Origin of the sequence: uncultured Succinatimonas sp., assembly GCF_905203285.1 — a bacterium.
Classification (GTDB): Bacteria; Pseudomonadota; Gammaproteobacteria; order Enterobacterales; family Succinivibrionaceae; genus Succinatimonas.
In genome coordinates, this window is the sequence record NZ_CAJKVK010000064.1 from 1 (window position 1) to 12,184 (window position 12,184).

A 12,184-nucleotide genomic window follows, 5' to 3' on the forward strand; every position below is an offset into this window, starting at 1 on the left:
AAAATTAAGAGCTTTTTTCAGGTAAAAAAGAAGGTGACTTTTTAGTCACCCTCTTAACGAAATGCTATTAGAAGAAATTAGTTCTGCTGTGAAGAGGTTTCTTTATCATCATAACCTTCTGCAGGTTTGATATCAGAATTCTCTTTTTCAGCATTGCTTTCTAAAGATTCTGTACTGTCATCAAAAATGACTTCTTCTTTCACTTCACGAGGGGAGTGAGCGTACGGATCAATCTTTTCACGCGGACTGTTGGCATAAGGATCGGGAAGATCGGCAGCTTTAGCTACAACAGAATTGTCAACAGTGCTTGCTTCTTCTTTGACGCTATGCTCATAAGGGTTAGGCATAGGAGAAGGTTCATTAATCTTCTCTATGACCGTTTCTTCCTTGACAGCATCCGTAGGTTTAGTTTCATTTACAGCAGGAGCTTCGTTTTCAACTTCTTTTATTGTAAGAGAAGCTTTTTCAAAAGCGCGTGCGGTAGCGGCATTAAAACCGCCCGGACGACCTGCAACTTCAAGTGCATTACCGTTATCGTAATCACGGGAAGCATGTTCACCGTTAAACTCGGGAACTGCAATCTCAGGTTCGCTGATCCCTTCTATTCCGGTAACTACAGCTGCGGCAGCAAAACCGCCTGCCTTTACTGAACGCTCGAAGTCTTTTCCTGCATCAAGCTCACGTCCTTTTGTTTCTCCGCTAAAAGGAACCGCCTCATCCGGACCTTGTCCTGAACCTTCGCTTATGAAGGTGATAGGCATAGGTTTATAGCCTTTTTCAGCTGCTGCGGTTTTGTTTAATAAAGCTTCCTTTTCGCGAGCTTCATTTTCTTCAGCAGTAATATAGGCAACACGACGCGGGCGAGGAGGATTTTGCTTGCGGATGTTTTCATTTTCTGCAGCTTTTATTTCTTCGCGCTCGGTGTTTTTAACCTGACGAGGTGCAGTTTTTGCCTTTTGCTCTCTTACTGCTTCTTCCTTTAAAGTGTTTTTACGGCCAGCACCTGCTTTGCCTGCAGTACGGGTGCGAGTAGGCTTTTCGGCTTTTTCCGCATTCCTTGGACCGGCTGCCTTTCCGTTACGGGAGTTAGGACCGCGGCGATAGTTGCTGCGGGAGGCACGATCATCTTTACGCTGTCCTTTAGCCGGCTTCTTTTCTTCGGCAGGGGCAGAAGAGAAGAGTTTACTTAAAAACTCTATTATTTTTTGCAGTAAGGATTTTTGTGCAACTTCTTCCTTACGTCTGGGCTTTACTTCACGCGGTGCCGGACGTTTAGGAATTGCGGCCATTTCAGTGATCACTTCAGAATTGATTGCAGGCTCTGAAGTTTTTTGCTCTTCAGTATCATTGCTTGAATTTTCCACAGCAGATTCCTGCAGAACTCGGCGAGCCTGTTTTGCTCTTTCTTCAAGCAGATCGGTACTTATGGATCCGTTGCCGTTGCCATTTGCCGTGATGCGGTGAACTTCGTATTGTGCCGGCATCATGTGCTGATCGGGCAATATGGAAACCTTTATTTTGTGACGTTTTTCGATATCGCTTACGTGCTTTCTCTTTTCATTTAAAATGAAAGTTGCTACTTCGACAGGAGCGATAGCGATGACGTCGCCTTGATGATCTTTGTGTGCTTCTTCTTCAATAAGACGCAAAATCGATAAAGCTAATGAGGAAGTGTCACGAACGGTTCCCTGTCCTTGGCACATAGGGCAAACGTGAGAGCTTGACTCTTCAAGAGACGGGCGCAGGCGCTGACGGGATAATTCTAAAAGTCCGAAACGGGAAATCCTTGAAAATTGAATGCGCGCTCTATCCTGACGTACGGCTTCACGCATGCGGTTTTCAATTTCACGTTGGTTCTTTATCGGAGTCATATCGATAAAGTCGATGACGATAAGACCGCCGATATCGCGAAGACGCAGCTGACGGGCTATTTCCTCAGCAGCTTCGATATTAGTTTGAAGCGCGGTTTCCTCAATGTCCCCGCCGCGGGTTGCTTTTGCGGAGTTGACGTCAATTGAAGTTAAGGCTTCGGTCGGATCGATAACGATGGCACCGCCTGACGGGAGTCTTACTTCACGCTGATAAGCTGATTCAATCTGGCTTTCAATCTGGAATTTGCTAAAAAGCGGAATATCGCTGGCGTACAGGTGAACTTTCTGCGTGAATTCCGGGCGAACGAGTTCGACGTAATGGCGGATTTGCTCAAATACGTTGCGATCGTCAATTAAAATTTCACCGATGTCAGGACGCAGATAATCACGGATTGCACGCAAAGCAATAGATGATTCCTGATGAATAAGAAAAGGTGCCGGACGGGAGCTAGCTGCCTTTTTAATCATTTCCCAAAGCTTGGTGAGAATGGATAAATCCCAGGAAAGTTCCTCAGCGCTTTTACCGACGCCTGCCGTACGTACGATTACGCCCATACCCTGAGGAATTTCAATTCCCTCAAGTGCTTCTTTAAGCTCGGCACGCTCTTCGCCTTCAATACGGCGAGAAATGCCGCCGGCGCGGGGATTGTTGGGCATTAAGACCAAATAACTGCCGGCAAGGGAAATATAGGTGGTTAATGCTGCGCCTTTTTGACCGCGTTCTTCTTTTTCAATCTGAACGATAACTTCCTGACCTTCGCGCAGCGCTGCTTTCATGGCTGCATGATCGGAGAAGTTGGTTCCTTGAGGATAGTATTCGCGGGCAATTTCTTTTAAAGGAAGAAAACCGTGTCTTTCCATGCCGTAATCAACGAATGCGGCTTCAAGACTCGGTTCGATTCTGGTGATTATTCCTTTATAGATATTGGCTTTTTTGTTGGCATGCTGTGGAGATTCGATGTCGAGGTCGTACAGCTTCTGACCGTCGACTAAAGCTACGCGCACCTCTTCTTGCTGGGTGGCGTTGATTAGCATTCTTTTCACTTGAAAAGATCCTTTTAAGGTATACGGGTTTTTAAAGTTAATAAAAATACACTGCCTAAAAAATACTTTAGACAGATCAAGCAATTAACTTTTTCATTACCCATAAGGTAAATTTACGCAGCATGAAGACTCGCCGTTCCATCTAATGGTGGGGTCATCATGATGCAACCGCAGCAAATCTTTAATCAAAGTCAATTAAGGCGCGCATCGCTTAAAAGGCTTGACCGCACAGGCGTCCTGTGCAGACTTGTCTGCCTAATGAAGGGAGGAACCATGAACTATAGAGGTTACCGTATCCTTCTTGCGCATATTATGCGATAAGACTTAGTTTTATACAAGGACTATAAACGATTCATTTTTATGGAAAAAGCTTGAAAATCAGAGCTTATTGCATTGATAATTAAGATAATTTCATTCAATATTTTCATCGCGGTTTGTTTAAAGATATTTGTGGTAGAATTTGACGGCATTTTTATAAGTAATATAAAGACTTTCATATAAATTAGATTTGCCGCAGGGTGAAGGTTTTTCTCGTTAAAGGTAATGAAGTGTCAATTGTCAAACAAGAGCAGAGTTTAAAGGTAAGTTATAAAACTGTTTCGGCAGATGATGCAGGTCAGCGTCTTGATAATTATCTTTTGCGTATATTAAAAGGCGTTCCGCGCAGCATGATATACCGTATTCTGCGGCGCGGTGAGGTGCGGGTAAATAAAAAACGCGCCGAGCCTTCATATAAGCTTTGTACAGGAGATGAAATTCGCGTTCCTCCTGTAAGAGTATCGACAGCCCCGGTCATTATCCCGTCGGCTAATCTTCATTCTGTCCAGAATTTAAAAGACAGGATTTGCTTTGAAAACGATGCTCTTATAGTTGTGGATAAACCTGCAGGAATTGCAGCTCACGGCGGCAGCGGCATTGAGTTTGGCTTAATTGAGGCATTAAGAGCATTGCGCCCTGAGTTTTCATTTTTAGAACTAGCCCATCGCCTCGACCGTGAAACTTCAGGCTGCCTTATCGTGGCTAAACGTCGCTCGGCTCTTCGCAATCTGCATGAGCAGTTTCGCTCGCGCGTGGTAAAAAAGCGCTATTTGACTTTAGTTCCGGGCAAATGGGATCGTCGTCTTAAATTGGTGGAGGCACCGCTTGTTCGCAATGAACTGCGCTCTGGTGAGCGTATGGTTGAAGTTAATTTTAAGTCAGGAGCACCGTCCGCCACTGGCTTTGACATTGTAGAAGAGCTTAATGACGCCACTTTGATGGCTGCCATGCCGCATACGGGAAGAACTCATCAGATCCGTGTTCATTGCGCTTATGTAAAACATCCGGTTGGCGGTGACGTTAAATACGGCAGTGAGGAATTTAACGAAAGACTTAAAGCTTTAGGGTTAAAACGCATGTTTTTACATGCCGCTAAAATCACTTTTACCGATCCTTTAAGCGGAAAAATGCTTAAAGTTGAAGCTCCGCTGCCTGAGGAACTGCGTAAAATCGTTGAGATTTTAAAAAAGTAAGCAGGAATGTGGTTTAAATAAGGTTTAGAGATTTTTATGCATTTTACTGAAGGCAAACGCGACTTGGTTGACACGGAACAATTTCAGTTATTTAAACATGAAATAAAGGCCGTGGTATTTGACATTGACGGAACGCTTACCGATACGATAGGCCAAATTATTGAATGTACGCGTCTTACTTTTTCTCATTATTCTCTGCCGATACCTCCTGTTACCGATATTAAGTCGATTATCGGCAAAAAACTTTTAGAAGGTCTTACTTCTCTTTTGCCTCAAGATAAAAAGGCATTGGGGGAGAACGTAACCGCTACTTACCGCAGCTATTACGCGGCAGATGAAAAATTAAGGCAGAACATTCTTTTTAGCGGAGTTTACGAATTATTTACTTTACTTAAAGATAAGAACTATAAAATCGGTATTGCTTCGGGAAAATCGACAGCAGGCGTTAACCGTACTTTAAAAGAAACCAAGCTTGACGTATTTGTTGATGCAATATGTTCAGGCGATGAAGTGCCGTCAAAACCGGATAAAGCGATGATGCTTAAGGTTGCAGAACGTCTTTCTTTAAAACCGCAGGAGCTTTTGGGAGTAGGGGACGCCGGAATGGATATTGAAATGTATCATAACGCAAAGTCTCACTCCTGTGCGGTGGAAAGCGGAGTATGGTCAGGTGACGGTTTTAAGGCTTTAAAACCGGAAATTACAGTTCCTGATGTGTCGCATCTTATAAAACTTTTTTCTTGAAGATTAAGATCCGTATTTTGATCTTTTAGAATTATCTTTTGTAGAAAATGACTTTTTAACTAAAAGAGAAAAAAGATATGTCACAAGAAAACAGCTTATGCGCTTTGCCTGAAAGAATTGATTTAGGTCGTCTTGCAGAGCAGGATGCCGTTTATGAGACTAAACTTAATCATGAGATCATGACGCGTCTTGCAGATGCCTGCGAGGAAATTGAAGAGCCGGCATTAGTTAAACTGCATTTTTATAAAGATTTGCAGGGTCTTAGCACGCTTGAAGGTGAGATTTCCTGTAAGTTAAAGCTTATCTGCGAGCGCTGCGGCAAACCTTTTTCTACAGTAATCAATGCTCCTTTTTGTGTAACTTGCGATAAAGAAAAGGCTTTAGAACTTAAAATTGAAGATCGCCTTGATATCATTGATTTGGATGAAGACGGTTTGTTTAATCTCTATGCTTTTATCGAGGATTCTCTTCTTTTGGAGCTTCCTACCGTTGCCCGCCATGAAAATGAAGAAGAATGTGATGTCAAAGGTTCGTCCTGGACATATAAGGATGAGAGCGATGAAGAGGTTTTAAATCCTTTTGCCGTGCTTAAAGATTTAAAAGGAAAGCTTAATTAATTCTTATATTCAGGTCGATAAGTGAAATTTTTTGCAAAAAGATCTTTTTTTTCGCATTTAATAACAGTAGAATTCTTTCGCTTTTAAATCGTTGCCGTTTTTCATAAAAGATTAGGCGGTATTTTGATTTAAAAGGCTAAAGTTTTCGCAACGGCGTGGACTTCCGTCTTGTAAAGAGTGAAAAAACCACGTATAATATTGCGATCAGAACCACTTTAGTGGTTGTCAGGATTGAAGTTTTAGAAGCGGGGTAAAGACATCTCCGCCGTACTATATTAACTTAGGAGACAAAAATGGCCGTTCAGCAGAACCACCAGTCCCGTTCACGTCGTGACAAGCGTCGTACCCATGACGCATTATCTGCCCGTCAGTTGTCCGTCGATAAGGTAACCGATGAAGTTCATCTTCGTCACCATGTAACCGAGAGCGGTTACTATCGCGGTGTTAAGGTTATTGACGTTAAAGACGCAGAATAATCGATTTCACTGAATAGGAAAACGGGGTGTCAGGTTTACCTGACGCCCCGTTAACGTACATGACGAAGCAAAAAGAAATAGTTGTAGCTATAGACGGAACTGGCGGAGATCTCGGTTTTTTGCCCGTGGTAAATGCCGTAAGGTTCGCTTTAGCTTTATATCCTTCGCTCAAATTAATTATTTTCGGACCATCTGATTTATCATCTTCTTTAGCCAAAGCCGACGTTGATGCAAAACGTTACGAATTTCGTTTGGCTCCGCAGAATATTCCTCAAGACGAAGATCCTAAAGAAGTATTGGCAGGCTATCGTAAATCAGCGATGCGTCTTGCCGTTGAAGCGGTTAAAAACGGTGAAGCTCAAGCCGTCGTTTCAGGTGGCGGTACCGGTCCTTTCGTGGTTTTATGCCGCCATATTTTAGGTACGATAGGGCGGGTGCGTCCTGCCCTGTGTGCCCGCATGCCGTCCGGTCCCGGTCATTTTACGTTAATGCTTGATTTAGGGGCTAATGCTTCATCAAGTGCTGAAGACTTATATGATTTTGCCATTTTAGGCAACGCCGCGGCCAAGCTTTATCAGGGAATAGACGATCCGCGCATCGCGATTTTGAATGTCGGTACGGAAGCGGGAAAAGGCAATCGTCTGATTCAGGAAGCAAAAGAATTAATTAAATCCGACAATAACTTATTGTTTGAAGGATTTGTCGAGGCTAATCGTATTTTCTGCGGTGATTGCGACGTTATCGTGACTGACGGCTTTACTGGCAATGTCGCTTTAAAGGCAGCTGAGGGTGTTGCTTCGATTTTTGCCAAATCATCGGGCATAAAGCGCTTTTTTGCCAAACTTGCCTGCCCGGATTGGCTTACGCCTTGGCAGTATAACGGTTCGCTTTTGCTCGGGGTTAACGGTATCGCGGTTAAAAGCCATGCATCGGCAGGCGACGAAGCTTTGGCCGTTGCCATGGTGGAAGCTGCAAAAGCCGCACAGTGCGATTTATACGGTTTAATGAAAGAAGAATTAGAACGCACCGTATCCAAACGTTAACAATTAATATTAAAAGCAAGGCTTCATCCCGAATCATTTAAGGGAAAATAGGGTCTTGCTTTTCTTTTGTTTAGCATGGTTTAACATGTCATGCTATACTTAAAAGTTAAGTGGTTTTAGCCATAATTTTATTTTTTATAGAAAAGTTTTTTCCAGGCGGCATAACATGCCGCATGAAGCAGGATGAATCTTCTTAAAGAGAAGTTTCGTCGACTTTAAAATTCTGCCTGCGGGCGAAAATTTAAATGGTGATGCTTTGTATACCAAAATTCTAGGTACCGGCGGATATTTACCGCAAACAATACGGACTAACGCTGATTTGGAGCGGATGGTCGAAACTTCAGACGAGTGGATCATTGAAAGAACCGGTATCCGGGAACGTCGAATCGCAGCACCTGATGAAACGGCAGCCTCAATGGGCGCAATTGCCGGTAAAAATGCTCTTGAAGCGGCAAATGTCGAACCAGGTGAAATAGATGTTGTTATTTGTGCTACAACAAGCGCTACATACGCGTTTCCGTCAACTGCCTGTGAAATCGCTTTAAAACTAGGAATTGAAAATGCCGCGGCATTTGATTTGGCTGCAGCATGCTCAGGCTTTAGTTATGCTTACGGCGTGGCTCACGGCATGATCCTTTCAGGGCAGGCTAAAAAAGTGCTGATTGTAGGCTCTGACCTTGTGTCACGTACCTGTGATCCTACCGATCGCACCACGATTATTTTATTCGGTGACGGTGCCGGCGCCTGCGTATTAGGAGCATCCGATGAACCTGGTACTTTAGCCATTAAGCTTTCATCCGATCCTAAATCGGGAGATTTGCTGCGCCTTCCTTATCCTATTCGCAATAACCCTCATGATGAATATCTTTATATGAAGGGTAATGAGGTGTTCAAACGCGCAGTCGGCGTTCTATCTTCTTTGGTTACCGATACATTGGAAGAGGCTGGAGTCTCTTATGAGGATTTGGACTTTTTAGTTCCTCATCAGGCCAACCTGCGCATTATCGCTGCAACTGCCCGCAAGCTTAAGATGGACATGTCGCAGGTAATTGTTACTTTGGATAAACAGGGCAACACCTCGGCCGCCTCAGTTCCTTTAGCTCTTGATGAAGGTGTTCGCTCCGGTCGCATCAAGCGCGGAGACATGCTTTTGCTTGAGTCTTTCGGCGGCGGTTTCGTTTGGGGTTCGGCATTGGTTCGTTACTGATTTCTACTTTCAGCCTTAGGGCTTTTAATGGAGTTTTAACGTTATGAAAAAATTCGCAGTCGTTTTTCCGGGTCAAGGCTCGCAAAGCGTCGGAATGTTCGCTTCCTTTATTGAAGATCCTGAAGTTAAACGTACTTACGAAGAAGCAAATGATGCTCTTTCATATGATTTAAAAAAGATTTCTTTAGAAGGCCCTGCTGAAGAGCTCAATAAGACTGAAGTTACTCAGCCGGCTATCCTGGCAGCTTCAGTAGCCGCATTAAGAGCTTTAAAAGCTCGCATTGACGCAGTTCCCGCAGCCGTTGCAGGTCACTCTTTGGGTGAGTACAGCGCCTTGGTTGCTTCAGGTGCTTTAGATTTTGCTGATGCTTTGCGCCTTGTTCGTCTTCGCGGTCAGGCCATGCAGGCTGCCGTTCCTCAGGGACAGGGCGCAATGGCCGCAGTTTTAGGTCTTGCCGATGAAGTTGTTATTGACGGATGCAAATCCGTATCAAAAGACGGTGATGCCGTATGGGCGGCAAATTTCAATACCACGGGTCAGGTCGTTATTTCCGGAGCCAAGGACGCAGTTGATCGCGCCGCTAAATTCTTTGCCGAAAACGGTGCTAAGCGCGTAGTTCCCCTTGCTGTTTCCGCTCCTTCACACTGCCCGATGATGCAAAGCGCTGCCGATAAGCTTCAGGAAGCACTTGCATCCATTACTTTAAAGGATGCCGCAATCCCGGTTTACTGCAACGCTTACGCCAAGCCTTTAACGGCAAAAGATGAAGTCGTTAAGGCTCTTATTTTGCAGCTTGTAGGTCCGGTTCGCTGGGTCGAGTGTGTCAAGGCAATGCAGGCTGACGGCGTTTCTGCTTTAATTGAATGCGGCCCGGGCAAAGTTCTTTGCGGTCTTAACCGTAAGATTGATAAATCTCTTGAGCTTGCCAATATCTGTGATGAAGATTCTCTTAATAAAGCAATTGAGCTTATTAAGTAATATTAAACATAAGGAATAGCTATGTTTTCACTTGATTTTACAGGTAAAGTCGTTTTGGTAACCGGTGCCTCCCGCGGTATCGGCAAAGGCATTGCCGAAGCTTTTGCTTCTTTGGGTGCTACCGTATGCGGTACCGCTACTTCACAAAAAGGCGCTGACGCCATTACCGAGTATTTAAACGGTAAGGGTTCAGGTTTTGTGTTAAACGCTTTAGAAGACGGCAGCATTGATGCGTTGTTTGCCGCAGTTACCGAAAAATACGGTACTCCTGATGTTTTGGTAAATAACGCCGGTATTACCCGTGACGGTCTTTTCATGCGCATGAAAGATGAGGACTGGGATGCGGTTATTACCTGCAATTTATCATCAGCTGCCCGTTTGTGCCGTGCCTGCATCAGCCCCATGATGAAAAAGCGCAGCGGCAGAATCATTAATATTTCATCTATAACAGGTGAAATCGGCAACGCAGGTCAATGCAACTATGCAGCGGCAAAGGCAGGCCTTATCGGCTTTAGCCGCTCGCTTGCAAAAGAAGTGGCTCCGCGCGGTATTACCGTTAACTGCGTGGCTCCCGGCTTTATTGAAACCGATATGACCGCGGTCTTAAAAGAAGATCAGTTAAAAGCTTGGATTAACGGCATCCCGTTAAGAAGAGCAGGTCAGGTTACCGATATCGCCGGTGCCGTAGTATTTTTAGCATCCGATATGGCTTCGTACATTACCGGTGCAACTATCGATGTAAACGGCGGTTTACATTGCGCTTAAAATTTTAAAATTGTGATTTATTTTTAGTTTTGGTAGTTTTAATGAGTAATTTTAGCTATTTAGACTACCAAAATTTAAATAAAACATATATAATCGCTTCATCATTTTGGTTTCCGGCATTGGGTCGGGCAACCTCTTCTAACATAGGACGGATCTGCGTAGCAGACTGAACAAAAAGAAATGAGCAATAGCAATATTGAAGATCGCGTAAAGAAGATTATCGTTGACATGTTAGGCGTTAAGCCGGAAGATGTCGTACCTGAGGCCTCCTTCGTTGATGATCTGGGTGCCGATTCATTGGATACTGTAGAGCTCGTAATGGCTCTTGAAGAAGAGTTCGAGACTGAAATCCCTGATGAGGACGCAGAGAAGATCAATACCGTTCAGGCTGCAATTGACTACATCAAGAGCCATCAGGATAAATAATTAGCCGCGGCGGGTTTACCCGCCGTTTGCATGTTTGGTTCAGTTAAACAGAACCGATTATAAAAAATGATGGAGATGCTTTAGTCATCTCCGTTTTTGTATTGAGTTTCATATTTTTTGTTTTTGGAGGCATCTACGGTGCAAAAGCGCAGGGTTGTAGTTACCGGTCTGGGTATGTTAAGCCCGGTGGGCGTCACAGCAGAAGAGTCTTGGCAGTCCCTCCTAGCAGGCAAGAGCGGCATCTCTACCATTGAGCATTTCGACACCAGCGCCTTTTCAGTTAAAATCGCTGGTCTGGTCAAGAATTTCAATCCCGAGCAGTGGGGTATTACCCGTAAAGATGAACGTAAGATGGACTTGTTCATTCAATACGGTATTGCTGCCGGCTTGATGGCATTGGCAGACTCCGGTTTGGAAGTAACCCCGGAGAACGCTACCCGCATCGGTGTAATGGTAGGCTCCGGTATCGGCGGTCTCGGTTTAATTGAGCAGAATATCACTGCTTTAGTGCATAAGGGACCTCGCGGCATCAGTCCGTTCTTCGTTCCTTCCACCATTATTAATATGGTGTCAGGTCATTTATCGATTTTAAAAGGTTTGCGCGGTCCTAACCTCGCAACCGTAACCGCGTGCGCATCAGGTACTCATGCTATCGGTTTGTCAGCTCGCCTTATTGCTTGCGGTGATGCCGATGCCATGGTATGCGGCGGATCTGAAAAAGCTTCTACCCAGATGGGTATCGGCGGTTTCAGCGCCCTTAAGGCATTGTCTACCCGCAATGACGATCCGGAAAAAGCATCCCGTCCTTGGGATCAGGATCGTGACGGCTTCGTTTTGGGCGACGGTTCCGGCATTCTGGTTTTGGAAGAGTATGAGCACGCTAAAGCTCGCGGCGCTAAGATTTATGCCGAGCTTGTCGGCTTTGGCATGAGCGGTGACGCTTATCATATGACCGCAACCGCTGAAGACGGTTCAGGTGCTCGTCTTTCCATGGAAAATGCAATTCGTGATGCAGGAATTAAGCCTGAGCAGATCGGTTATATCAACGCTCACGGTACTTCAACTCATATCGGTGATTTATCAGAGCTGCGCGCCGTTAAGGCAATTTTCGGCGACGCTCCTAAGGCCACCTGCATGAGCTCCACGAAGTCCATGACCGGTCACCTTTTAGGCGCAGCCGGTGCTATTGAAGCCGTAATTACCGTTATGGCACTGCACGATCAGATGTGTCCTCCGACTATTAATCTTGAAAATCCTGATCCTGAAGTAGGTGATTTTAACTTAGTACCTAATGTTGCTCAGAAACATGATTTTGAGTACGCCTTATCAAATAGCTTCGGCTTTGGCGGTACTAACGGTTCACTTATTTTCAAACGTGCTGAATAATAATTAAGTTTTAAAAGCTTAAGTTAAAAAGATCCTCAAGGTAAAACTTGGGGATTTTTTTGTATCCGAAAATACTGGCAGCAAAATTTTTAATATAAAAATTTAAACTATTATT

Annotated in this window: 11 protein-coding genes; 10 read left to right on the forward strand and 1 reads right to left on the reverse strand. The window is 44.5% G+C overall.

What is annotated here, in order from left to right:
- Positions 1-77: 77 nt before the first annotated feature.
- A complete protein-coding gene (rne, locus tag QZ019_RS07105) occupies positions 78-2,915 on the reverse strand; it encodes a ribonuclease E (protein WP_295483623.1) in 2,838 nt (945 codons plus the stop codon).
- Positions 2,916-3,463: 548 nt separating this feature from the next.
- Between rne and rluC the strand changes: the two genes are divergently transcribed.
- The 10 genes from rluC to fabF all read left to right on the forward strand — a co-directional run bounded on the left by rluC (position 3,464) and on the right by fabF (position 12,069).
- Entirely contained in the window at positions 3,464-4,426 is a 963-nt protein-coding gene (rluC, locus tag QZ019_RS07110) for a 23S rRNA pseudouridine(955/2504/2580) synthase RluC (protein WP_295483626.1), read from the forward strand.
- A gap of 36 nt (positions 4,427-4,462) precedes the next feature.
- A complete protein-coding gene (locus QZ019_RS07115) occupies positions 4,463-5,170 on the forward strand; it encodes an HAD family hydrolase (protein WP_295483629.1) in 708 nt (235 codons plus the stop codon).
- A 77-nt stretch (positions 5,171-5,247) separates the two neighbouring features.
- Positions 5,248-5,787: a YceD family protein gene (locus QZ019_RS07120; protein WP_295483631.1), complete on the forward strand. Its 540-nt coding sequence runs from the start codon at positions 5,248-5,250 to the stop codon at positions 5,785-5,787.
- A gap of 293 nt (positions 5,788-6,080) precedes the next feature.
- Positions 6,081-6,263: a 50S ribosomal protein L32 gene (rpmF, locus tag QZ019_RS07125; RefSeq protein ID WP_009142616.1), complete on the forward strand. Its 183-nt coding sequence runs from the start codon at positions 6,081-6,083 to the stop codon at positions 6,261-6,263.
- Between the two features lie 26 nt (positions 6,264-6,289).
- Entirely contained in the window at positions 6,290-7,306 is a 1,017-nt protein-coding gene (locus QZ019_RS07130; RefSeq protein ID WP_295483635.1) for a phosphate acyltransferase, read from the forward strand.
- A gap of 256 nt (positions 7,307-7,562) precedes the next feature.
- Positions 7,563-8,513, forward strand: coding sequence for a beta-ketoacyl-ACP synthase III (locus QZ019_RS07135; RefSeq protein WP_294568109.1), 951 nt, complete (start codon positions 7,563-7,565; stop codon positions 8,511-8,513).
- A 43-nt stretch (positions 8,514-8,556) separates the two neighbouring features.
- On the forward strand, positions 8,557-9,492 hold the full coding sequence (gene fabD, locus QZ019_RS07140; RefSeq protein ID WP_295483638.1) for an ACP S-malonyltransferase: 936 nt from the start codon (positions 8,557-8,559) through the stop codon (positions 9,490-9,492).
- 21 nt (positions 9,493-9,513) lie between these two features.
- The gene (gene fabG / locus QZ019_RS07145; RefSeq protein ID WP_295483641.1) at positions 9,514-10,257 is read left to right on the forward strand and encodes a 3-oxoacyl-ACP reductase FabG; all 744 of its coding nucleotides are present in this window, start codon (positions 9,514-9,516) and stop codon (positions 10,255-10,257) included.
- A gap of 180 nt (positions 10,258-10,437) precedes the next feature.
- A complete protein-coding gene (acpP, locus tag QZ019_RS07150; RefSeq protein ID WP_009142622.1) occupies positions 10,438-10,683 on the forward strand; it encodes an acyl carrier protein in 246 nt (81 codons plus the stop codon).
- Between the two features lie 138 nt (positions 10,684-10,821).
- Positions 10,822-12,069 carry a beta-ketoacyl-ACP synthase II gene (gene fabF, locus QZ019_RS07155; protein WP_295483646.1) on the forward strand — a complete coding sequence of 416 codons (1,248 nt, stop codon included), beginning with the start codon at positions 10,822-10,824 and terminating at the stop codon, positions 12,067-12,069.
- Positions 12,070-12,184 lie beyond the last annotated feature (115 nt).